This is a genomic window from Lichenibacterium ramalinae (assembly GCF_004137085.1).
GTDB classification, from domain to species: Bacteria; Pseudomonadota; Alphaproteobacteria; order Rhizobiales; family Beijerinckiaceae; genus Lichenihabitans; species Lichenihabitans ramalinae.
Genome location: NZ_QYBC01000023.1, coordinates 63281 through 86108, shown reverse-complemented (window position 1 = coordinate 86108; position 22828 = coordinate 63281). Strand labels below are relative to the sequence as shown.

The 22828-nt window shown below is 66.3% G+C and carries 20 protein-coding genes and 1 pseudogene; 18 read left to right on the top strand and 3 right to left on the bottom strand.

The window, feature by feature from the left end; genetic code table 11:
* Positions 1-310 precede the first annotated feature (310 nt).
* The 11 genes and pseudogenes from D3272_RS27510 to D3272_RS22735 all read left to right on the top strand — a co-directional run bounded on the left by D3272_RS27510 (position 311) and on the right by D3272_RS22735 (position 14619).
* The gene (locus D3272_RS27510; protein ID WP_165361488.1) at positions 311-1270 is read left to right on the top strand and encodes a protein NO VEIN domain-containing protein; all 960 of its coding nucleotides are present in this window, start codon (positions 311-313) and stop codon (positions 1268-1270) included.
* Positions 1271-1335: 65 nt separating this feature from the next.
* A pseudogene (locus D3272_RS22780) lies at positions 1336-1635 on the top strand (transposase domain-containing protein); the annotation flags it as partial.
* A gap of 283 nt (positions 1636-1918) precedes the next feature.
* Positions 1919-3940 (top strand): type I restriction-modification system subunit M, encoded by a 2022-nt coding sequence (locus tag D3272_RS22775; protein ID WP_245496734.1) that lies wholly within the window; start codon positions 1919-1921, stop codon positions 3938-3940.
* 53 nt (positions 3941-3993) lie between these two features.
* Entirely contained in the window at positions 3994-5223 is a 1230-nt protein-coding gene (locus D3272_RS22770) for a restriction endonuclease subunit S (protein ID WP_165361487.1), read from the top strand.
* Positions 5224-5237: 14 nt separating this feature from the next.
* Entirely contained in the window at positions 5238-8264 is a 3027-nt protein-coding gene (locus D3272_RS22765; protein ID WP_245496733.1) for a type I restriction endonuclease subunit R, read from the top strand.
* A 274-nt stretch (positions 8265-8538) separates the two neighbouring features.
* Entirely contained in the window at positions 8539-9345 is an 807-nt protein-coding gene (locus tag D3272_RS22760) for a hypothetical protein (protein ID WP_129221509.1), read from the top strand.
* Position 9346: 1 nt separating this feature from the next.
* On the top strand, positions 9347-9952 hold the full coding sequence (locus tag D3272_RS22755) for a hypothetical protein (protein WP_129221508.1): 606 nt from the start codon (positions 9347-9349) through the stop codon (positions 9950-9952).
* A gap of 3 nt (positions 9953-9955) precedes the next feature.
* Complete coding sequence (locus D3272_RS22750; RefSeq protein ID WP_129221507.1) at positions 9956-13234, top strand: UvrD-helicase domain-containing protein; 3279 nt, start codon at positions 9956-9958, stop codon at positions 13232-13234.
* Positions 13235-13359: 125 nt separating this feature from the next.
* Positions 13360-13662 carry a hypothetical protein gene (locus tag D3272_RS22745; RefSeq protein ID WP_129221506.1) on the top strand — a complete coding sequence of 101 codons (303 nt, stop codon included), beginning with the start codon at positions 13360-13362 and terminating at the stop codon, positions 13660-13662.
* A complete protein-coding gene (locus tag D3272_RS22740) occupies positions 13659-14120 on the top strand; it encodes a hypothetical protein (RefSeq protein WP_129221505.1) in 462 nt (153 codons plus the stop codon). The genes D3272_RS22745 and D3272_RS22740 overlap by 4 nt, the downstream gene beginning before the upstream one ends.
* 121 nt (positions 14121-14241) lie before the next feature.
* On the top strand, positions 14242-14619 hold the full coding sequence (locus D3272_RS22735; protein WP_207210290.1) for a hypothetical protein: 378 nt from the start codon (positions 14242-14244) through the stop codon (positions 14617-14619).
* A gap of 42 nt (positions 14620-14661) precedes the next feature.
* Here the strand turns inward: D3272_RS22735 and D3272_RS22730 are convergent, their stop codons facing one another.
* A complete protein-coding gene (locus tag D3272_RS22730; protein WP_165361486.1) occupies positions 14662-15540 on the bottom strand; it encodes a LysR family transcriptional regulator in 879 nt (292 codons plus the stop codon).
* Positions 15541-15949: 409 nt separating this feature from the next.
* On the opposite strand from D3272_RS22730, the gene D3272_RS22725 reads away from it, so the two are divergent.
* From D3272_RS22725 to D3272_RS22715, 3 genes are read left to right on the top strand one after another with little or no spacing between them, the layout of a single operon-like run.
* Positions 15950-16138: a type II toxin-antitoxin system ParD family antitoxin gene (locus D3272_RS22725; RefSeq protein ID WP_129221502.1), complete on the top strand. Its 189-nt coding sequence runs from the start codon at positions 15950-15952 to the stop codon at positions 16136-16138.
* Positions 16119-17156, top strand: a complete 1038-nt coding sequence (locus tag D3272_RS22720) for an HWE histidine kinase domain-containing protein (protein ID WP_129221501.1) — start codon at positions 16119-16121, stop codon at positions 17154-17156. The genes D3272_RS22725 and D3272_RS22720 overlap by 20 nt, the downstream gene beginning before the upstream one ends.
* The gene (locus D3272_RS22715) at positions 17153-18526 is read left to right on the top strand and encodes an HWE histidine kinase domain-containing protein (RefSeq protein WP_129221500.1); all 1374 of its coding nucleotides are present in this window, start codon (positions 17153-17155) and stop codon (positions 18524-18526) included. The genes D3272_RS22720 and D3272_RS22715 overlap by 4 nt, the downstream gene beginning before the upstream one ends.
* Before the next feature lie 19 nt (positions 18527-18545).
* On the opposite strand, the gene D3272_RS22710 is transcribed toward D3272_RS22715, so the two are convergent.
* Entirely contained in the window at positions 18546-18917 is a 372-nt protein-coding gene (locus D3272_RS22710) for a response regulator (protein ID WP_342634198.1), read from the bottom strand.
* Positions 18918-19515: 598 nt separating this feature from the next.
* Positions 19516-19710 carry a hypothetical protein gene (locus D3272_RS22705; RefSeq protein WP_129221499.1) on the bottom strand — a complete coding sequence of 65 codons (195 nt, stop codon included), beginning with the start codon at positions 19708-19710 and terminating at the stop codon, positions 19516-19518.
* A 347-nt stretch (positions 19711-20057) separates the two neighbouring features.
* On the opposite strand from D3272_RS22705, the gene D3272_RS22700 reads away from it, so the two are divergent.
* From D3272_RS22700 to D3272_RS22690, 4 genes are all read left to right on the top strand, one after another.
* Entirely contained in the window at positions 20058-20945 is an 888-nt protein-coding gene (locus D3272_RS22700; RefSeq protein ID WP_129221498.1) for a cytochrome b/b6 domain-containing protein, read from the top strand.
* Positions 20938-21720: a molybdopterin-binding protein gene (locus D3272_RS22695; RefSeq protein ID WP_129221497.1), complete on the top strand. Its 783-nt coding sequence runs from the start codon at positions 20938-20940 to the stop codon at positions 21718-21720. Before D3272_RS22700 ends, D3272_RS22695 begins: the two co-directional genes overlap by 8 nt.
* 310 nt (positions 21721-22030) lie before the next feature.
* Positions 22031-22180, top strand: coding sequence for a hypothetical protein (locus tag D3272_RS27505; RefSeq protein ID WP_165361485.1), 150 nt, complete (start codon positions 22031-22033; stop codon positions 22178-22180).
* 225 nt (positions 22181-22405) lie between these two features.
* Positions 22406-22777 carry a hypothetical protein gene (locus D3272_RS22690; protein WP_129221496.1) on the top strand — a complete coding sequence of 124 codons (372 nt, stop codon included), beginning with the start codon at positions 22406-22408 and terminating at the stop codon, positions 22775-22777.
* Positions 22778-22828 lie beyond the last annotated feature (51 nt).

The following is a 22828-nucleotide window of genomic DNA, read 5'->3' as shown; positions in this document are numbered from 1 at the left end:
CAGGATTGCACCGGCACGGCGGCGACGCAATGTTCGACACGTCTCGGTTCATGGGCCGTCCTCAGGTGAACCCTCGTCGTGCAGCGATACCGGTCGACATGACTTACGGACCCTTGCCGAGCGCCGATCGGGGCGCCGCTTGGACGAGCTTGACGCGTCCGTTCACCCAGTCGTTCAACGACAGGGTGGGTCCCCGTGTCGGTTGTGGACGCATCGTAGACGTGCAACCAAAGCCGCAAGCCCCCGTCTCGGGGCGGGGATGGGAGGACACGTAATGACTGCGCCGCTTCTGCTGTTCCGCGTGGGTTGGATGGACGCCTACGACGGGCCAGCGCCGATTGTCGGGGGTGGATCCCACGTGGTCGAGAACGGCACTGGCGGCGAGATGTGGAACTTCGCGCCGGTGGGAGGCAGGTGCTTCGGTTACGTCATGTCGAGGTACTTCGCCGGGCTCGACCTTGGCCGGATCGCCGCGAGGGAGGGTGGCGACTGGGAGGAGGGCGACGAACTACCGGGCGTCGACGTCGGCTTCTTCGCCAGGAGTGGCCCCGGAGCGCCGCAGGTGATCGTGGGCTGTTACCTCGGTGCCACCGTCTTCCATCGAGCATACCGACGACGTCCCGACCCCGCCTCAGGCGGCGATCCGATCGAGTACCTGTGCGAGGTCGACGAGGACGACGCGTTCCTCCTGGCGCCCGCCGAAAGACACTGGACGGTGCCCTACGCGCCGGTCGACGGCCGCGGCTACCCGGGCCAGTCGAACGTCTGGTATGGGGGTGACGCCACCCCCGCCGCGGCCGCGCTGACCGCGAAGGCTCGGACCTACCTTGGGTCGCTCCGCGGACGCCGGCCGGCCGGACCGGGCGGCCGCATGCCCCCTGACCAGGACCTCATCCGGGCGATCGAGGACCGTTCCATGAAGGCCGTCCGACGGCACTTCCGAAGCCTTGGCTACGAGGTGCGCTTCGTGCATCGCGACAACGTCGGCTGGGACATGACGGCGACGAGGGAGGGAGAGGAGCTGCAGCTCGAGGTGAAGGGCCACCTGGGTGAGGTCGTGCACTTCGAGCTCAGCCCGAACGAGTACGCGACCATGCGCGCCAGGGCGGCGACCTATCGCGTATGCCTCGTGAGGAACGCCCTGGCCAGGGACGAGGTCGAGGTGCTCGTGCCGATCCACGAAGGAAACGGCGCATGGCGCCTTCGAGGCGACGGCGTCCTCATCGAACTCGCGGAGCGGGTAGGCGCGAAAGCGTCTCAAGTCGCCTGAGGACGCGTAGCTGTCCTCGACCACAGACTGATCGGTCTTTAGTGGGGCGCACCTACCGCGTGTCGATCGGTAAAGCAATGACCCACTACATCCTGACCCGCTGGGTAGCCTTCACCCGCTTTCTCGACGACGGCAGGATCTGCATGAGCAACAACGCGGCCGAGCGCTCGTTGCGGGGGATCGCCATCGGCGGACGGAACTGGAACTTCTGCGGCTCGGACGCGGGCGGCCATCTCGCCGCCGCTATCTACACACTGATTAAGACTGCCAAACTCAACGATGTCGATCCCCAGGCTTGGCTGGCTGACGTGCTCGCTCGGCTGCCCGACCACCCTGCCAAGCACCTCGACGAACTGCTGCCCTGAAATTGGAAGGTCATCCGAACTACCGCAGCCCTGGCTCAAGCGGTCTGACGCGGCGCACACGTGCTCCGCGAGACCGAACTCACGCGGCAGCCCTGACCTGCGGTGCTGGCCGGATGCGTACGTCCAGACGTTAACCATCGGAGTCGCGATGATGATTTGTGGGTCGCGCTCTGGTCTATGATCACCAAAGAGTCTGCCGATTCGGGCGACACGGGGGAACCACGGCCACAAGCGCCTGGGCCGGTGGCGCCCACATCGTAGCGTTGTGTGGTGTGAGATGGCGTTGAACGAGACCAAGGTCCGAAACCTGGCGGGGTTCGTCTGGGGCGTGGCTGACCTCCTGCGAGGTGACTTCAAACGTTTCGAATACGGCAAGGTGATCCTGCCGTTCGTGATCCTCCGACGCCTCGACTGTCTGATCGCTGACGTCCGCACGGCGGTGGCGGAGGCCGCGATGGGCCTTCCCGCCGGCATTGACGATGCCGCGCGCGACGCGATTCTGTCGACTGCGGCGGGCAAGGGCCCTGGTGTCTACAACACTAGCGGCCTCTCGTTCGACGTGATCAAGGGTCAGGAACCCACTCAGGTCCAGCAGAACCTCGTCGCCTACCTCATGGGCTTTTCGCCGAGCCTGAAGGAGATCTTCATCGACAAGTTCGCCTTCGTCGGCCAGATCGAGCGGCTCGGGAAGGTTGAGCTTCTCTGGAAGGTATTCGAGGAGTTCCAGGAACTCGACCTCAGCCCCGGCCAGCTCGAGAACGTGGAGATGGGATACCTGTTCGAGGATCTGATCCGCCGGTTCTCGGAAATCTCGAACGAGACGGCAGGCGAGCACTTCACCCCCAGAGAGGTTATCCGCCTCGTCGTGGACCTGCTAACGATCAATGACCAGGACGCCCTGAGAGGGTCAGGCATCATCCGCACCGTGTACGACTGTGCCGTAGGTACCGGCGGCATGCTGGCGGTGGCGGAGGAGCGGCTGCATAAGATGAACGACCGCATCAAGGTGCAGTTGTTCGGGCAAGAGTTGAACGAGGAATCCTTCGCGATCTGCAAGTCCGACATGCTCGTGAAAGGGCATGATCCTGAGCAGATCGCCTTCGGCAACTCTCTGTCGCAAGACGCCCACCGGAACAGGCGCTTCCATTACATGCTGGCCAACCCGCCGTATGGTGTGGACTGGAAGAAGTACGCGGAGCCGATCAAGGCTGAGTTCGAGTCGCTCGGCGAGAACGGGCGCTTCGGAGCCGGGCTCCCGCGCGTCTCAGATGGCCAGCTCCTGTTCCTGCAACACATGATCTCGAAGATGCGCGAGGACGAGGCCGGATCACGAATCGCCATCGTCATGAACGGGTCTCCTCTGTTCACCGGTGGCGCAGGATCCGGAGAGAGCGAGATCCGTCGTTGGATCATGGAGAACGATTGGCTCGAAGCCATCGTCGCGTTGCCCACCGACCTATTCTACAACACACCAATCCAGACCTATGTCTGGCTGTTGAGCAACCGCAAAGAGGCCAGACGCAAGGGCAAGGTGCAGCTCATCGATGCCTCAGGCGAGCAGTTCTGGAAGCCGCTGCGCCGTAACCTGGGGTCTAAGCGGCGGGAGATCCCTGAGGAGGCTCGCGATACCATCGTCCGCATTTTCCACAACATGGAGAACGGTGGCAGTGAGTGGGCGAACGTGTCGAAGATCTTCGACAGCACTGACTTCGGATATCGAGAGGTCCGAATCGAGCGTCCCCTTCGCCTGAACTATCAAGCGAGCTCGGAGAGAATCGATCGGATCAGGCGAGACAAGACGTTCCTGAAGCTCACCGATGAATCTCAGGATGACATCATAAATCTTTTGACGAATTGGATCACGTCAACGCCCTACGAGGATGCCAGTCAGTTCGAAAAGGCGCTCATGAAGGCTTCGCAGGGTGCTGGTGTTAAGATTGCGGCGCCCATTAAGAAAGCTATCCTCTCAGCATTGTCAGAGCGTGACGAGGAGGCAGCAGCTTGTGCAGGGCAGAATGGAAGGATAGAGGCGGACCCGGAGCTACGCGACTACGAGTTGATCCCACTCAAGGAGGATTGGCGCACCTATGTGGCAAGGGAGGTTACCCCATACGTGTCAGACGCCTGGGTCGATGAAGGCTACAAAGACGAGATCGATGAAAAAGTCGGTCGCGTCGGATACGAGATCAGCTTCAACAGGTACTTCTATCGTCGGGAAGAACTGCCGTCCCTAAGCGGGATAGAGGCCGAACTTGCCGCCTTGGAGTCGGACATCGCCAAGCTGCTCCAGGGTACCGTCGCATGAGCCGTCTTAGGTTTAGCGTGAGGCTCAATCCGTCGAAGACGGAAGCCGGAGACATGGCCGGGCTTGGAGATGTGACCTTCGCGCCTATGGATGCACTGTCTGACGGAGTTGGGGGAATTGATATCACGCTAGAAAAGCCAGCTGAGCAGCTGGCTACCGGCAGTTACAACTACTTCGCCGAGGGCGATCTTCTCCTGGCGAAGGTGACGCCATGCTTCGAGAACGGCAAGAAGGCGCTGATCCCGAAGCTGCCGAACCGAATCGGGTTCGCGACTTCAGAGGTTCACGTCATACGACCGAATGCCGAGAGAATAGACCCGAGATACCTTCGCTACCTGCTGTCGTCCGCTACATTCATCGATGCTGGGAACGCCAGCATGACAGGCGCTGGAGGGTTGAAGCGCATCTCCGACAACTCGATCAAGGACTTCGAATGCCCGAATCTGTCGCTTGAAACACAGCGGCGGATAGCTGACTATCTCGATGCGGAAACCGACCGCATCAGGGATCTCACACACAAGAAGCGTCGCCAGATAAGCCTGATCCATCAAAAAGCTCGCCAACGAGCGATGGTGCTGGCCATGGGCAATGCCACTTTCGAATATTCGCCGACAACAGGTCGCCCTACCCGAATAATCGGTCTGCCAGACCATTGGCGAACCCGCAGAGCCGGTCTGCTGTTCCAAGAAGTTAACGAGCCGAACGGTGACGATCAACCGATCCTCTCCGTCTCGATACATCATGGAGTCTCCGATCGACAGCTCGAAGACGAAGACAAAGATCGCAAGACCAACCTCATCGAAGATAGGACGAGCTATAAGCGTATCCGTCCAGGCTACCTCGTCTACAACATGATGCGCGCTTGGCAGGGCGGGATAGGTGTATCCACCGTGGACGGCGCCGTTAGCCCTGCCTACGTAGTCGCGAAGCCTCGAACAGAGCTACACGGCAGCTACTACTACCACCTGCTACGCACCCCCCTGTACGTGGAGCAAATGCGTCAAGGTTCGAAGGGTATAGTCGACTTTCGGTTAAGGTTATACTGGGAGCAGTTCCGGCAAATACTCCTTCCTATCCCCTCTCTGCAGGAGCAAATGGACATAGCCTCGCAGATGGTGTCGATCCTAGCCGACGCTGATAAGGTCGCCTCAAAAGTACACGCCTCCCTCGTCAAGCTGAAGCAGTATCAAACCGCCTTGATCACCACGGCGGTCCATGGAGAGCTGGAAGTTGCTGGCCGAGCTGGATCAACGAGCACAGACGGCCTCAAGGTGGCGCTATGACGGGAAACGCGGGAGTGCATCGCGAAGAGGTGTTGGAAAAGCACTTCGTCGAACGGCTCGTGAAGGCGCAGGGCTACGAACTCCGCACGGCCTCTGACTACCACGTCGGCCGCGCCCTGGACTCCGGCCCCTTGCTACGGTTCGTCCAAGAGACACAAAAGTCCGAATGGGACCGCTTCGTGGCTCAGTATGCCGGTTCCTCCGAGCAGGCCTTTCTTGAGGGTGTCGAACGCGCCCGAAAGGCGACCGGCACTATCGGCCTCCTCCGCCAAGGGCTGAAGTTCGTCCCCGGCATCAAGTTCGACGTGTGCGCCTTCGCGCCCGCTTCGGGCGTCAACGCAGACCTCGTGACGCGCTACGGAAAGAACATCCTCAGCGTCATTCGCCAGGTCCGCTACAGCGCGCGAAATGGCAACGAGATCGACGTCGTGCTGTTCGTCAACGGCATCCCGGTCGTCACCATCGAGATCAAGAACAAGCCGACCGGGACGACCCTGCGCGACGCCGAGAACCAGTACCGCAAGGACAGGCCACCGGCCAACGAGCCGCTCCTCGAGTTCAAGCGGGGTGCGGTCGTGCACTTCGCCCTCGACGACGACAACGCCTCGATGACCACCCGGCTCGAGAACGGCAAGACCAAGTTCGTGCCGTTCGACCGCGGCCGCGACGGGGGCGCCGGCAACCCGGACATCCCTGGCGACTTCCGGGTCGGATACCTCTGGGCCGACCAGCCGGAGATGCCGGCCGTGTTCTCGCGGGAGGTGCTGCTGCAGATCCTCGGTAGCTTCGTCCACGTCGAAAAGACCGAGGACGACAAGGGCACCAAGAAGCAAGCCGTAGTCTTCCCCCGCTATCACCAGCTCGCGGCCGTGCGCGCGATCGTGGCGGACGCCAAAGCCAAGAAGTCCGGTCAGAACTACCTCGTCCAACACTCGGCCGGGTCGGGCAAGTCCAACACCATCGCCTGGACGGCACACCGCCTCATCTCGCTCCACGACGACGTCGACCAGCCGGTCTTCAACACGGTCGTGATCGTGACCGACCGCATCGTGCTCGACCGCCAGCTCCAAGGGACCGTCAGCCAGTTCGAGCAGACGCCCGGCCTCGTGAAGAAGATCGACGGCACCTCGCGACAGCTGAAGGCCGCCATCGAGGGCGGCGCCCGCATCATCATCACGACGATTCAGAAGTTCGGGACCGAACACGTCAAGGAGCTCGCGGGCCAGCGCGGGCGCACCTTCGCGGTCCTGGTCGACGAGGCGCATGGGTCCCAGTCAGGGGCCAACGCGACCGCGTTGGGCGCGGCGTTGGGTGGGGGAGACCCAAGCGCCACGGTCGAAGAGGCCATCGCCGAACACCAGCGCAGCCGAGGCCCGCAGCCGAACGTCAGCTACGTCGCCTTCACCGCGACGCCGAGGAACGTGACGCTCGAGCGCTTCGGCCGCCCAGGGCCGGGCGGACGGATGCGGGCCTTCCACGCCTATCCCATGCGGCAGGCGATCGAGGAGGGATTCATCCTCGACGTGCTCCAGTCCTACATGACCTACAAGGCATACTACTCGCTGGAGAAGGCCGTCGACGACGATCCCGAGATGAACGTGCGCCGCGCCCGGCCCAAGGTCGCGCGGTTCGCCTCGCTCCATCCCACCGCCGTCGACCAGAAGGTCTGGGTCATCGTCGAGCACTTCCGCCGGCACGTCATGGCCGACATCGGCGGCCAGGCGAAGGCGATGGTGGTGACGGCGAGCCGCGAGCATGCGCTGCGCTACCACCAGTCCATGCGCGACCACATCGCGGAACAGGGCTACACCGACATGAAGGCGCTGGTCGCCTTCTCGGGAGAACTCGAGGTCGACGGCCACCGCTACACCGAGGCCGGGATCAACGGCTTCTCAGAAACCGAGCTGCCGGGGAGGTTCGACGCCGAGCAGGACTGCCGGGTGCTCATCGTCGCCGAGAAGTACCAGACCGGCTTCGACCAGCCGAAGCTCGCGGCCATGTACGTCGACCGCAAGCTAGCGGGCCTCCAGGCCGTGCAGACACTATCGAGGCTGAATCGCACGACGACCGACAAGCGCCGGACCTTCATCCTCGACTTCCAGAACGAGGTCGAGGACATCAAGGGAGCCTTCGAGCCGTTCTACCAGTCGACCACGCTGAGCGAGCGGTCCGACCTCAATCAGGTGTACGTGCTCGAGAACAAGCTGCGCGGCTCGAGCATCATCGACCGCGACGACGTCGAGGCATTCGCCCGGATCTACTTCAAGGGGGACCTCACGGCCCAGGACCGGATCGGGCTCCAGGCTCTGCTGCGTCCTGCCATCGACAGGTTCGAGGAGGAGGATGAGGGTCGCCAAGAGGAGTTCCGGAGCACCGCCCGGAGCTTCAGCCGATTCTACGCCTTCGTGGCCCAGATCGTCAGCCTGTCCGACACGGACATCGAGAAGCTCGATGCCTACGTGGGCTACCTCCTACGCCTGCTGCCCGAGCGCGAGGTGCCCGGCGACAACGAGATCACCGACGACATGGTCCGGCTGCGCGCCTTCCGGCTAGTCGCGCGAGAGGAGCAGGACGCCTCGCTCACCCCCACCGCGGGCAGAGCGCTCGACCCGATCACCGAGTTCGGCGGTGGGATCGCCGAGGAGGAAGAGGAGGCCCTGTCGGAAATAGTGCGGGTCTTCAACGACAGGCACGGCACCGACTTCCGCCCGGAGGACATGCGCAAGTTCGAGGAGGACGGCGACACGGTAGCGGACGACGAGGACATGACGGAGATGCTGCGGAACAATCCGCGTGACGTCGTATTCCCGTTCTTCAATCAGAAGATGTTCAACGCGCTCGTCCGCCGGATGCAGCGCGAGAACAAGCTCGGCAACATCATCATGACCGATCCAGTCGTGAGGGAGAGGCTGACCAGACACCTGTTCGACCGCGCGGTGAGTCGGACCGCCAAGCCGGGGAATAAGGCGAGCGACCAAGCCCGTCTAACCCCAGTGGATCATGACAAAACCGGGAAGCAGGAGCGAGAGTTCAAGGCGTAGACGAGATGGGGCGGCCTCTCCGGTCCGAAGGCTCCGTATCGCACCGGAGACGACCCCGGCGGGACGATCGGAGAAGGCTACCCACACCATCCCGTCAGGGCTCGGGGGGGTGTTCAGGGTAAAGGTTGTCCGGCTTGATGGCGACCGATCCCTGGTCCGCATTCACATGCCGGGCACCGAATGGCATCACTGGCAGGGCGAGTTCTGGTGCCCGTCCGGTGAGTTGGTCGCAATCCGGAAGTCTTAAGACTGAGACTGAGGGCCGCGAGCGATCATGTCGCCGGTGAAGCCACCACTGACCGCCAGAGCGGTACGGCGTCGCCTGTGGATAGCGGGAACAAAACAAGAACAAGCCCGACAATCAACCCTCCGCTTCGCCTACGGTTCGGGTGGCTCGACCGCCCGGATCGAGCGGAAGGCGAAGCGCATGGCACGAGACAGGTGGCCCGAGGCGGCCGACGGGGCAGGGTGGGCGGCGGTCGTCGCCGCGGGCGAACTCGGCGACTGCCCGCCAGGCGAAATCGTCGGCGCGTTGCGGGCCTTGTTCCTCGACGGCGACCAACGGCTCGTCCAGGCGCTGACGCTCCACGTCTCCAACCGCATCACCCGGCGTCTGCGCCGCCTGATCGGCACGGACCACCCGAACCAAGGCGAAGACGTCGTCGAACGCGCCCACGGCGTCATCATGGACGCCATCTTCGACCCTGCCTCCGCCGACGGCCCCGAGCTGGTCGAGCACTTCTGGGCAAGGGTCAGGAACAGGGGCATCGACGCGGCCCGGGCCGAGGGGAAGTACCACCGGCGGCACCCAGCCCTCGCCGTCGACGAGGACGGCGAGACACTGGTCCCCCCGGGCCGCCGCGTGGACGGCGGGGCGGGCTCGATCGACGTCTCCCACGTGATTAGCAGGATCCGAGACCCGAAAAAGCGCTTGGCGTTTCGCCTCTACGCCGAGGGCATGCGCGTGCGGGCCGGCGACGTCTGCGTCGCCACCGTGTGTGGATGCGACCCCAAGACCGCAGCCAAGTGGGTCCGCGAGGCGCGCGAGATCCTGGCCGCCGAACTCGAGATCGGAGCCTGACATGGCCGATGCGACCACCACCCCACGCGACGACGTCATCGCCGCCTTCCACCGCGCCTGCTCGCGCCCGACCGCCGCAGACATCGCGTCCTGGATCGAACGACACCCCGACCACGCCGACGACATCCGCACCCACGCCGAGGCGCTGCTCGCCGGGATCCAGGACCGTCACCTCCGGCCGGAGACCTCGGACGGCCTCCTCGCCCGCACGCAGGCGAGCGCGCTGGGCGCCCTTGAATCGGCCCGAGCCAGGGCGACGAAGGTCGAGGCATCGCCCGGACTCGAGGCGCTCATGAGCGCCGCCGCCACGGACGTCCCCCGCGTCGCCCGCGCGCTGGGCCTCGGACGGGCGCCGCTCGTCGACCTCGTCCAGGGCCGCGTCGTGATGCCGGCGCCCGTCGCGCTGCTCGCCGCCCTGGCCGACGCGCTGCGCACCACGGTGGCCGCCGTCGACGCGGCGACCCGGGCGGCCGCGCCCCGCATGGGGCCGGCGAAGGCGGAGGGCGGTCCCTCGGCGCCGCGCCGTCGCTTCGCCGACATCGTGCGGGACGACCCGACGATGGCGACAGCGAGCAAGGACCTGTGGCTCACCCTCCTGGAGGACTGAGCCGTGGACCCCTGGGCCGAGGTCCGCCTCCGGGCACGCGCCTGCCACGCCGAGGCGCTCCAAGAGGCCGGCGGCGACCGGGCGGCCGTCGCCATCGTGGCGGCGGCGGCGCGTCTTCGCGACATCGAGGTCGTGCCGTTCGAGCCCGGGACGCGATTCGGTCCCGGCATCCTCGGCGTCTACGAACGCGTCGGGCCGCTCATCAGCGTCGACGCGTCCCTGCCGCCCGGGCGGCGCGAGATCGTCATCGCCCACGAGGTGGGGCACCACGAGATGGGCGACGACCCGGTGGTGGAGGTCACCTCCGTCGACGCGGCGCCCGGCGCCGCCGCCCGGATCGTCGGCTATTCGCACCGCGAGCGGCGCGAGATGGCGGCCGACGTCTTCGCCGGCGAGTTCCTGTGTCCGGCCGACTGGCTCCGGACCGAACTCGTCGACCGCGGCCGGCGGCCGGCAGAGATCGCCCGCGACCTCGGCCTGCCGGCCCACGTCGTCACGAAACAGTCGATCCGCGCCGTGTGCCTGCCGCCGCTTCGCGCCCCGGCGCCGCGCCCTTCGAACCGCCACCCGCTCGATCCCGTCCAGACCGAGGCAGCGACCTGGGACGGCGGCGCGCTGCTCGTCGAGGCGGGGCCGGGCACGGGCAAGACCGCCACCCTGGTCGGACGCATCGTCCACCTTTTAACAGACGGCGTGGCCCCGTCGCGCCTCCTGGTGCTCACCTTCTCGACCCGCGCTGCCGCCGAGCTGCGGGAGCGGGTTGCCGAAGCGGCGCCCGACGCGGCGGGCGCGCTGTGGATCGGAACCATCCACGCCTTCGGGCTGGAGGTGATCCACGGTTGGCACCACCGCATCGGTCGCGGTCCACGGCCGCGCGTTCTCGACCGTGACGGCGCGCTCGAGCTGCTCGAGCGTCACCTCGGGGCCCTGCCGCTCGCCATCTTCCGCGACCTGCGTGACCCCGCTACGGGGCTGGCGCCCGTGCTCCGTGCCATCGAGCGGTGCAAGGACGAGCTCGTCACGCCGGAAGACTACGCCGCCGCTGCCCGGGCGGCCGCCTTCGACGGGGAAGGCGAGGCGGTGGCCATCGCCGAGGAGGTCGCGGCCGTCTACGCCGTCTACCAGCGCCTTCTCGACGAGGAAGACGCGCTGGACCTCGGCGACCTCGTCGCGGTGGCGGCGCGGCTGCTGGCCGAGAACGACGACATCGCCGGTCACTACGGCGACCGGTTCGCGCATGTGCTGGTCGACGAGGTCCAGGACCTGAATCACGCGGCGACTAGCCTCCTCCAGTCGCTCTGCGGGCCGGGCACGACACTGTGGGCCGTCGGCGACGGGCGGCAGAGCGTCTACCGATTCCGAGGCGCCGACCCGACCGCCGTCGCGGACTTCGCCGACGCGTTCGGCGGCTCGACGATGGCGCTCGATTGCACCTATCGTGCGACGCCTGAGGTTGTCTCCGCCTTCGCCGCCTTCACCTCCACCATGCCCGGCGGCGCGGTGACCTGGACCGCTCAGCGCCCCTCGGGCCGGCCGGTGCGCCTCCTGTCGGCCCCGACGCTCGCCGGCGAGGTCGTGGCGATCCGTGACCGGGTCGAGGAGTTGCGGACCGATGGCATCGGTTACGGCGACCAGGCGGTCCTCGCCCGCACGCATCGGGTGCTGGAGCGTATAGGCGCCGGGCTAGAGCGCCACGGCGTCCCGATCTCCTATCTCGGCGATCTCCTGGTCCGCGACGAGATCCGCGACCTGCTGGCCGTCGTGTCGATCGACGCCGAGCCCGGCGGGCTCGGCCTGCTGCGCGTCGCCACCCGGCCGCCCTACGGCGTGCCCCGGCCTGCCGTCATCGCCGTGATCCGCTGGGCCGCGAAGCAGGGCATCTCGACGTCCGACGCGCTGCGTCGGGCGCGGACCGTCCCCGGCGTCGACCCGGCCGCCGCGCGCGGCTTGGCGCTGCTCGGCCGTCACCTCGCGGCCGCCGGTCCGGCCGCCACCGCCTGGACGGCGATGACGCAGTGGCTGTTCGAGACGCACGGGGCGACGACCCTAGCCGACGACGCGCGGCCGCCGATGCACCGCGTCGCCGTGTACCAGCTCCTCCGCTTGGCCGCCGAGGAGGGGACGAACCGGCCCGAGTTCGTCGCTCGCGTCCGTCGGATCGCGGCGCTCGGCGGCGGCCGCGACCACGGTGTGGTGGCGCCCGAGGCCCAGACGGACGATGCCGTGAGGCTGATGACGATCCACGCCGCAAAGGGGTTGGAGTGGTCAGCTGTCCATCTTCCGATGGCGTCCTCGCGCCACGTGCCGCTCATGCAGCACCGCGACGCCTGCCCGCCGCCGCCCGACCTGGCGCGGCTCGCCATGAGCGCGTCCGACCACGACGCCGAGGAACGGGCGCTGTGGTTCGTGGCGCTGTCCCGCGCCCGGGACAGCCTGACGATCAGCCGCGCCGAGCGGTACGGCGACGCCCGCGACGCGCGGCCGTCACCGTTCCTGGCGCACGTCGGCGAGATCGAAGCGAGCCGCCACGCCGATCCCGGACTCGCTGAGCCAGCCGTTCCGCTGACGCCCCAGGCGCCCCGGCCCGTCTACCCGACGGGGGAACTCGACACGTGGCTGCGCTGCCCCGCTCGGTACCGCTACGAGACGATTGACGGGCTCGCGGATGCGTCACCACCCTCCGGCCACCGTCGGCTGATGCGCGCCGTGCTGACAGCGGGCAGGCGGATCGAGGACGCCGCGACCGCCGGGACCTCGCCGACCTACGAGGAGGGGGAGGCCGCCCTGGCGACGGCCTGGGCCGCGGACGGTCCCGTGGGGCATCGTCACGAGCGCCACTACCGCGGCGTCGCCGACCGCATGGTGGCCCGCCTCACCGAGATCGTGGCGACCGAGGTCGGCGCCATTCACCATCGCGGGCCCTGGATCATCGACGTCGGGACCGGAAGGATCGCCGTGCGGCCCCACCGCGTCATCGAACATCCGTGGGGCGCCGTCACGATCCAGATCGTCGGGGTCCGCCGGCGCGACCAGCCGCGCATCGCGGGGCTCGCGGCGGCGCTGTCGATCGGGGCGCGGCAGGCCTTCCCGGACGCGCGCGTCACCGTCGAGCTGCTCGATCCCGACGACGGCGAGGTCGTCGAGGCGGACCTCGTCGACGACGAGGCCGTGGTCGAGCGCTACCGCGAGGCCATGGTCGAGATCGAACGGGGCGTCTTCGCGCCGAGGCCCGACCCGCGGCGGTGCCCGAGCTGCCCCTTCTTCTTCGTCTGCGGGGCGTGATAGCCGAGGGCGACATCTCGCTCACACGGGCGGAATACGACCTGCTCATTCGCGGCCACACGTGGATCCGCTCCGTCGACCCCTATGCGAGCCTCAGCCGGGGATGGTCCGGGATCTTCGTCGACATGCTGGAGGCCCTCGATCTCGCCATGACCGAGATTGCGGTGGAACGGCCAGGCAGTCACGTGCGCGTGATCGAATTCACGACGAAGTCGAAGTTCGGCTCCATGCGGGTCTACTGCGGGCTCGCCGGAGTCTCGGGCCCTCCGGACGGGGTGTGGCGCCTCCTGCGCGCGATCATCGATCGAGCCGAGGAGAGATCGGCGCTCACCTGCGAGCGGTGCGGCGCCCCGGGACGACTCCGCGAGGTCGACGAATGGCTGATGACGCTCTGCGACGCCCACGCGACCCTGGAAGAGCGGCCGTGATAGGCGCGCCCGAAATCGACGGGTTCGAATCGCCAGTTGGTCGGGCGGCATGGATCGCCCGCGATCAGGGGATCAGCATGCAGGACTTCGTCGTCACCGAGGAGCCGCGACGTCACGCGAGGACGCTCTTGCAGACCGACAGCCGAGACCTCGCGCAAGACTTCGTCGAACGGCACGTCGGGCCTCCGTCGACGCGCCTGGTGCTGTGGTGGCCCGATGCGTCAGCCACCGCGGGGCCAGAAGTCACGGTCGCCGTGCCGCTCGGGGTCTATCGGACGGTCGAGGCCTGGGCGACCTGCATCGTCGAGGATTGGAACGCATCCTGGCTCCTAATCGACCCGGCGGCACCAGGTCAGCGGGAGGCCACGCGCGGGCACCTCGTCGGCGCCATCGCCGTGGCGTTGCTCTCCGCCGCGGTGACGGGGTTGGACGAGGTCGGGGAGCACGTCGGGATCTGACCAAGTCTCGGCCGGAATCGAGGCCGTCCCGCCGCCTTCGGCAGGTTGGGACGCGCAGCAGATCGAGGGACAGAGCACGAGAGGGGCCATCCGTGGACGTGATGCTGAGGGGGACCATGCCGTGAGGACGTACGTCGTAGAGATACCGCGCCGTAAGCGCCCGGCGTTTGAGGGCGACCGTTCGGCCTGCCTCGGGTTCATCGCCCGTCAGATGTCGCCCACCATGACGCGGCTCGGGCTGGTGGTGGCGACGCCCCCGCCGGCCGAAGGGCCCGATGCCCTCGTGTGCGTGCCCGCCGCCAGCTTCGGCGACTGGGAGGCGGTGGCCGCCGGGGCGGTGGCGGCCTGGGAACGGCGGTGGCTCTTGATCGAGAGCGCACCGATGCGTCACCGCGACGAGGCGCGCGCCGACCTGCACGACGCCGTCGCGTCGGCGCTGGTCGCGGCGGCGATCGCCGGCGTCGACGCACAGGGCGCGCCGGAGGACGTGGGATTCTAAGGGCCTGAACCAACCATCACGGACCCGAAGTCGAAGCCTCTACTATTCTGGCGGATCGAGTTGCGGCGACATCGCGCGGATGCCCCCGGTGATATGCGTCAGGACGGCCCTGATCCGGGCGTTGCCCATGTTGTCCTTGTGAGCGACCAGCCAGATCCCAGTGTCCGGCACCGCAGACGGCGTGACGAGGCGAACCAGACCGTCCTCACGGTCGGCCCGGAACCGGGCCAGACACGCCAGACCGCCCCCGTGTACCGCCGCGACGACGGCCGCCTCATGGCTGCTCGTCTGCAAAGAGATGCGGGCCCGCGTCGCAAGGGTCGCGAGCCAGCCCGTCTGATCGGAGTCCTGGAGATCCTCGAGCTGCGCGACGATGTGGTGGCCCGGGCACCCGGCCTCGAAGTCCAGGTCGCCGTGCATCTCCAGGTACCCCGGGCTCGCATACAGGCCGAAGCCCAGGACGCCGATCCTGCGCACGACGAGGTCGTGCTGGTTCGACTGCTTGAGCCGAACGGATATCTCCGCCTCCCGCATCGAAAGGCTTAACTCGCGGAGGTCGGGGATCAACTCCACCATGATGTCCGGGTGCTTCACATGCATCGCGGCGAGACACGGCGAGAGCATGTGGCTGGCGACGCCCTCGGCACAGGTGACGCGGACGGTGCCGGACAGCCGGGCGTCACGGCCGCCGACTTCGCGTTCGAGGGCCAGCGACCCCGTCTCGAACCGCTCGGCTTCCGAGAGGACCTGTTTCCCCGCCAGCGTCGCGACGTAGCCTTCGGGCGTTCGATCGAGGAGACGGACGCCGAGGCTCGACTCCAAGGATGCCAAGCGCCGTCCCACCGTGGACTGGGCGACGCGGAGTTCCTTGGCAGCCGTCACGAGGTTCCCGTGGCGGGCGACCGACAGGAAGAAGCGCAAGTCGTCCCAGTCTAGCATCGTGGTCCGTCGATCGTCTTCGCATTCGGCCTATGCCTCGCGCCTAGCATCCAAGCTGCCGCATCGCACGCGTATTCCGATCCGGCGGATGCGTTCAGCACTGAAATCCGACGTCGACGCGACAGAGGGTCGGGAGGCGAAGCCAGCATCCATCCGATTTGATCGGCTTCGAGGCCGTGCACGGATCGGCGATCCATCCGGCCAGCATGGTCGAGGTCCTCGAAGCTGCTTGCCCAGGCCGCCTCGATCCAGCTGCCGCGAATGCAATTATGCATGTCCACTATTCGCACAATACGACCGGAAGCGAGGTAAACAGCCTTGTGACAACGATTGACACAGGTCTTGGTGATGCCTTGACCAGGACCATCAGTCGATGCCGATACGCAGGACCATGAACGTGTCGGTGACGCCCGAGTTGGAGCGTTCGGTCGCCGCGCGGGTCGCCGCGGGACGTTACCGCACAGCGAGCGAGGTGGTCCGCGCCGCGCTGCGGCTCCTCGACAAGGAAGAACCCCTCGACCCGGTCAACCCTTCTTCGCGAAACGGGGAGATCGACGCCCATGTCGGACCAGCACGATAAGGCGGTCGAACAGGAACACGCCGAATCCGACGTGGAAGGGTTCCGTGATGACCTTGGCCCTTTCGTCGTCGCCGCCGAGACGACGCGGATGCCGATGGTGTTCTCCAACGCCAAGGTGAAGGACAATCCGATCGTCTTCGTCAACCAGGCCTTCCTCACACTGACGGGGTATGACGAACACGAGGTGCTCGGCCAGAAGTTCGACTTCCTGATCCAACGGGCTACCGACCCGGAAGCGTTGACGGAGATCCAGACGGCGTTCGAGGGCGCCCGCGACCTCGAAACGCCGGTCCGCTTCCACCGCAAGGACGGCAGGACGATCTGGGTCACCATCTTCATCACACAGGTGCGTGACGACGCGGGCGCCATCGTGCAGCACTTCGCCTCCTTCGTGGACATCACGAGCCACAAGGAGGAACAGGAGCGGCTGCGCTCCCTGCTCGACGAACTGAACCACCGCACCCAGAACACCCTCGCGACCGTCCTGGCGGTCGCCGGACAGACGTTGCGCGGCATGGCCGACGAGCGCGTCATCGACGCCTTCGAGGGACGCATTCTAGCGTTGTCGAAGACCCATGGCCTCCTTGGTTCGGAAAACTGGGACAGGGTCGAACTGCGGGAGATCCTCGACCAGACGTTCGAGGCCTTGGGGGTGGATGCACGCGTTCACATCGAAGGCGACGAGGTAGGACTACCGCCGAAGACAGCACTGACCCTCACCATGGTCTTCCATGAGCTGGCCACCAACGCCATCGCGCACGGGGCGCTTTCGGCAGCGACGAGAGGAAGGGTCGACGTGGCATGGCGGCTCGAAGCTGGAGATCGGCTTCGTGTCGATTGGCGCGAGAGCGGCGGTCCCGTGGTGACCCCACCGACGTTCCAGGGCTTCGGCCGCCGCCTCATCGAGGGTGGCTTGGCCCAGGAACTGAACGGAGACGTGCGCCTCGCCTACGAACCGACCGGGCTCGTCTGCGATATCATGATGCCTGCCCCGAGAGATCGGGCGGAGAGAACATGACCAGCGAGCTTGCCGGCCGACGCATCCTCGTCGTCGAGGACGAAGTCATGGTGTCGTGGATGCTGGAAGACATGTTGGGGCAACTCGGTTGCGCCGTCGTCGGCCCCGCCTCACGCTTGGACCAGGCCCTGGCCATCGTCGACATCGAGCACTTCGACGCAGCGATCCTCGACATCAACCTCAACGGGGAGAAGAGCTATCCCGTCGCCGACGCGTTGACGACCCGGCGTATCCCGTTCGTCTTCTCGACCGGCTACGGTCGGACCGGCCTCTTGGAGTCCTACCTCGGATGTCCCTTGCTGCAGAAGCCCTACAAGCGCGCGACGTTGTGCGACGCCCTCGGGTCGCTGCTGATCGAAGGAGAGCGCGAGCTTCCGGAAAGCACGACGCCACCACCGGTGTGGGACGCGAACCGCTTGAGGATCGCCACCGACGCGGCTGGCGTCGCTTTATGGTCCTGGAACGTCGACAGCGACGCGATCTCGATGGACGAGCGTGCACACGCGCTCTGGGGCCTCCCGGTCGGGCCGGTCACGTTCGAGGACATGTCCGCGCACATCCATCCGGAGGATCTCGACCGCGTGAGGGCCGCGTTCGCCTCGACGCGGCAGATCCTGGGAGCCTATGAGGTCGAGTTCCGGATCCTACGCGGAAAGGAACTGCGGTGGATCTCCGCCCGGGGGCGCGGCGACGACCAGGGGATCGTCGGACGCCAGATGTTCGGGGTCTTCCTCGACGTGACCGAGCGCAAGATGGCCGAGGAAGCGCGCGAGATGATCGCGGGCGAGATGGGTCATCGGGTCAAGAACCTCTTCTCGATCGCATCCGCCCTGACCGTGATCTCGGAACGCTCGACGACGACGACGAAGGAGATGTCCCGGGACCTGAGGCTGAGGCTTGGCGCCCTCAACCGCGCGCACGACCTAGTCCGGCCAGTCCCCGGGGATGCGGAGAGGGCGGCGCACCTCGGTGACCTGCTCGCGATCCTTCTCGCGCCCTATGCAGGCGACGAACGCACCAGTGACCGTATCCGGATCACGGTCCCGGAGTTGCTCGTCGGAGAGGCCTCCGCCACGACCATGGCCCTCGTCGTCCACGAACTGGCGACGAACGCGATCAAGTACGGGGCCCTGTCGGCGGCGACGGGGATCCTCGACGTCTCCTGCACCGTCGACGAAGATGACGTGGTCATCACCTGGACGGAGCGCGGCGGCCCCGAGGTCGATCCGCCGAACGGGCATGCCGGCTTCGGTAGCCGGCTGGTCGTGAACTCCGTGGCGGGCCAGCTTGGTGGTACCATCGCGTTCCGATGGCTACCGGAAGGCGTCGTCGTCACCCTGCGGACGAGCAAGGATCGGCTGCGCGCCTGACGTCATCGCGGGTGACCGCTCACCCACGCAGCGGTTTCGGCCGTCGATGCTCGGGCACGATCTGCCGGAGCGCGTCGTGCACGACCCCGGCGCTGAACGGCTTGCTGATGAAGCTCGCGCCCTGGGGCATGTCACCGGGCGTAGGGTTGGCCTGGCCGGAGGCCACGACGATCGAGATGTGCGGCCAGCACCGCGCCACCTCGCGGGCGAGGTGAAACCCGTCGTGTTCGCCCGGCATCTGAACGTCGGTGAAGAGGAGCGTCAGCCGGGGATGATGTTCCCTCAGGAGACCCAGGGCCAGCTCGACGTTGGGGGCGTCGAGAACCTCGAAGCCCGCATCCTCCAGCATGCCGACCGCGTCCATGCAGATCAGGGGATCGTCGTCGACCACCAGGGCTACGGGGGAGTTCGTCTCGTTCATACGTGAAGAAGCCACGGCGTCCAGGATGGTTGCGCAGCATCCGAGCCCGCGATCATCGGGCGCGTACGCTCCGAACCGCAACTTGACGGTCGCTTCGGTCTCGGGGCTGAGGAAAGCTCAGCCCGCGACCGACTGTGTGAGAGGGAGCGCCGTCCCTGCCGTCCAGAGAGCGTCGAAGGCGAGGCGACCATGCGGACCGGCTGACACGATCGACGCTATCGTGAGCATCGGTGCGATCCAACCATCATCGATGTCGTTTGCGCCCGAACCGGTTGCTCACGCGGCCATCGCGCGCGTCACGCAGGACTGGTGGATCGCGTACAAGGTACGAGACACCGTCGCTTCTGGCTACGGCCCGGCAAGAAGGTGGAGACCGAGATCCACGAGGCGATCAGCAAGAGCGAGTGGCGAAACTCGTCGACCCAGTCGGCGAGCACCGTGCGAGCCGCCCTACACACGTCATGTGTGCATTGCAGAGCCGATGCGGTAGTGACGTACTTGAAACACAAGTCATCTCAAGCTCATTGAAGAGACGCCCTCTCACCAAGAGAGCGTCTCAGCTAGGATGTTACATGGGGTTCATGGTCTTGTGCATCATCATCTTCTTGTGCATCATCTTACCATGCATCATCTTACCATGCATCATGTGGTGATGCATCATCGTCTTCTTCATCATCATCTGAGCGGAGGCAGGCGCGACGACGGCACCGAGCGAAAGGGCGACGACCGCACATGCGACGATCAGGTTCTTGGTCTTCGTCATGGGTTCTCTCCTGTTATGCCTTCGATACGAGATCATCCCGCGATCAAAGGACCTGCGATGTCCAGCACCTGGGCCTCGCTGAGCGCCTCATATAAGGCACCGCATATCCAGTTACGCAGCGAACGGCGGTGGGATGCGCCGGAGCGGCGTCCAAATTCGCGTTTCCACTATCCGTAAATTTATGGAGTCGATCCCGCCACGTCGTGCGTCGTCTCCCAGTCCGGACGTCTACGCGGGACCATGGACAGGTGGATCGGTGGGTATCGATGGTTCGATACGTCCGTCACGCAACTTCTGGGAAGCTAGATGCGGCGACCACTGGGCAGATGAATGCGATGGGAGCCTCGATGTCATTGGCCGAAACGGAACTGGACGATCCCGTCGTGTCGAACGACGACGCCGTTCCGAAAGGGAAGGAGCAGCGCCTCGTCACGTTGGTGAAGCGCCACAGCGTCGTGGTTCGCGTGACGCACTGGATTACAGTCCTGTGCCTCACCATGCTGCTGATGAGCGGCCTGCAGATCTTCAACGCCCGCCCGCAACTCGACTTCGGCATCAAGACGGACTTCGACCACCCGCCCGCCGTCATCGATTCCGACGAGCTGGACGGCAAGGCGCGGGGTTACGTGCGGATCGGCGACCATCGCTTCGACACGACCGGCGTCCTCGGCTTGTCGGAGTTCGAAGGCAAACCGACCGAGAGGGCCTTCCCGTCCTGGGCGACGCTGCCTGGTGAGCAGGATCTCGGCACCGGGCGGGCGATCCACTTCGTGTTCGCCTGGCTGTTCGTCGCCAATGGGCTCGTCTACCTCGTGTGGGGTTTCGCGACACGCCACTTTCGCCGGGACTTCCTGCCGAGCCGCGCCCAGTGGCGGCACGTCGGCGGCGAGATCCTCGACCACGCACGCCTACGTTTCGCAAGGGGCGAGCAGGCGCGGCAGTACAACGCCATCCAGAAGATGACCTACTTCGCGGTCGCCTTCGTCCTGCTCCCGCTCCTTGTCTTGGCGGGTTGGGCGATGTCCCCGGGCCTCGATGCCGCCTTCCCCTTCCTGCTGCACGTCTTCGGCGGCCGCCAGACGGCTCGCTCGATCCACTTCCTCGCGGCGTTCGGTGTGGTTCTGTTCGTGGTCGTCCACGTGGCCCTAGTGCTGCTGTCCGGCCTCTTCAACAACATGCGCTCGATGGTCACCGGCTGGTACGACATCGGGCAGGAGCGCGACATCCATGGTTGATCGCCCCACGACGCGTCGTGCCCTCCTCGCGCGAGGCGCGACCGTCCTCGGTGCCCTGGCCCTCGCCGGCTGCGAGAACGTCACCGACAACCCTCTGGTGAAGGAGGTGCTAGGCGGGGTCGGCGGTCTGAACCGGAAGGTGCAGGAAGCGATGCTGGGCCCGGAGCAACTGGCGCAGGAGTACGAGTTGAGCGACGTCTCGACGACCTTCTACGCCAACGGTTCCACCGACCCCGACGACAAGCACTATCAAGCGATGGCGGCGAACGGCTTCAAGGCCTACAAACTGGTCGTCGACGGCTTGGTCGAGCGTCCGATCGAACTGACGATGGCGGAACTTCGCGCCATGCCGTCCCGCACGCAGATCACCCGCCACGACTGCGTGGAGGGATGGTCCTGCATCGGACAATGGACCGGGACGCCGTTGCAGGCCGTACTCGATCGGGCCGGGGTGAAGCCGACCGCGCAGTACGTCGTGTTCCACTGCTTCGACACGATGGACGACGGCGATCCGTCAGGCCCCACGCCCTTCTACGGCAGCATCGACCTGCTCGCGGCGCGCCACCCCCAGACCATCCTCGCCTACGACAAGGGAGGCAAGCCGCTGGAGGTGAAGTACGGGGCCCCGCTGCGTCTGCGCGTCGAACGCCAGCTCGGTTACAAGATGACGAAGTACATCAAGCGCATCCAGCTGATGTCCGACTTCAAGGATGTCGGCGAGGGCAAGGGCGGATACTGGGAGGACACCGGCTACCAATGGTACGCGGGCATCTGACCGTACGGCTGACCTCGACGAAGTGTCGTCGCTTCGTGTCGGATCGGTCAGGGTCGGCGACCGACATTGCGTCGGATAGCGGTACACGCTCTGCAGCCGCCCAATCGTACCGCGGTACGTCTGCCCTTGAGCAAGCCGCAGGTGCCTACGATCGGCGTGATCGGTCGACTACGATCACATCGGCACGGCCGACCTGATCGGGTTCAGATGCCGAGGGTGGCCACTTGGCGCGCGCCCGTTGCCGAAATCGGCCTCGCGTTCGCCTCCGAGATGAAGGCCAGGCCGTCGGGCGGTCGGCAGGGGGCCGGGCATGGACGAGGTCAGCGACACGTTGGCTCTGATCCTGGACGGGACTGGGCACTACCGCATCCTCAGGCGCGCGCCGCCGCCGGCCGCGCCGTCTCGAGAAGCCGATCCCGAAATCCTGCTGTTCGAAGCGATGATCCGACGAGGCCGCTGACCCCGACAGGGGAGCGGATCCAGGCCGTCGATACGTCGGGACCACCAAGACTGTCGAAGCGCAGGTCCATCGCTCGCGTCGTCGACCGCCTGACCTCGAGCGAAGGCCTCCCGATAACAAGGTCCCGCCATCGCCCTCACCGATGAGGCCCACGGGCCGACGGAGAAGGGCCATGCCGACATCGAACAGCATCCAGTCCGACCCAGACCTTTCGGAGACCTCCCCATGAAGGCCTGCGTGGTCGAGCTGCCGCGCGAGGCGCGGCCCCTGTTCGAGGGCGAGCGGGTACAGTGCCTCGCCTTCATCCGGCGCAAGACCGCGCTGACGCGCCTCGGGCTCGTCGTCGAGGCGCCGCCGCCCGTCGCAGGTCCAGACGCCGTCGTGTGCGTGCCCGCGGACGTCGTCGGCGACTGGGAGGCTCGTGCGACCGAGGCGATCGCCGCCTGGGAAAGCCGGTGGCTGCTGATCGACAGCGCGCCGCGGCGCCACCGGGACGAGGTCCGCGCCGACCTCCATCACGTCATCGCCATCGCCCTGATCGCGGCGGCCATCACCGGCGCCGACCGGAACGGTCGGCCGATCGACGACGACTTCTAGACCTCGCCGAGCGCTCCCGAAAATCCACAGCCCCGGTCGCCTTTCACCTGA

Bases quoted from the DNA above. Each gene is read 5' to 3' on its own strand.
- D3272_RS22725 (WP_129221502.1), top strand. From the start codon at position 15,950: ATGAACGTGTCGGTGACGCCCGAGTTGGAGCGTTCGGTCGCCGCGCGG.
- D3272_RS27505 (WP_165361485.1), top strand. From the start codon at position 22,031: ATGGACGAGGTCAGCGACACGTTGGCTCTGATCCTGGACGGGACTGGG.
- D3272_RS27510 (WP_165361488.1), top strand. From the start codon at position 311: ATGGACGCCTACGACGGGCCAGCGCCGATTGTCGGGGGTGGATCCCAC.
- D3272_RS22770 (WP_165361487.1), top strand. From the start codon at position 3,994: ATGGCCGGGCTTGGAGATGTGACCTTCGCGCCTATGGATGCACTGTCT.
- D3272_RS22715 (WP_129221500.1), top strand. From the start codon at position 17,153: ATGACCAGCGAGCTTGCCGGCCGACGCATCCTCGTCGTCGAGGACGAA.
- D3272_RS22760 (WP_129221509.1), top strand. From the start codon at position 8,539: ATGTCGCCGGTGAAGCCACCACTGACCGCCAGAGCGGTACGGCGTCGC.
- D3272_RS22705 (WP_129221499.1), bottom strand. From the start codon at position 19,710: ATGACGAAGACCAAGAACCTGATCGTCGCATGTGCGGTCGTCGCCCTT.
- D3272_RS22720 (WP_129221501.1), top strand. From the start codon at position 16,119: ATGTCGGACCAGCACGATAAGGCGGTCGAACAGGAACACGCCGAATCC.
- D3272_RS22690 (WP_129221496.1), top strand. From the start codon at position 22,406: ATGAAGGCCTGCGTGGTCGAGCTGCCGCGCGAGGCGCGGCCCCTGTTC.
- D3272_RS22700 (WP_129221498.1), top strand. From the start codon at position 20,058: ATGTCATTGGCCGAAACGGAACTGGACGATCCCGTCGTGTCGAACGAC.
- D3272_RS22755 (WP_129221508.1), top strand. From the start codon at position 9,347: ATGGCCGATGCGACCACCACCCCACGCGACGACGTCATCGCCGCCTTC.
- D3272_RS22745 (WP_129221506.1), top strand. From the start codon at position 13,360: ATGCTGGAGGCCCTCGATCTCGCCATGACCGAGATTGCGGTGGAACGG.
- D3272_RS22695 (WP_129221497.1), top strand. From the start codon at position 20,938: ATGGTTGATCGCCCCACGACGCGTCGTGCCCTCCTCGCGCGAGGCGCG.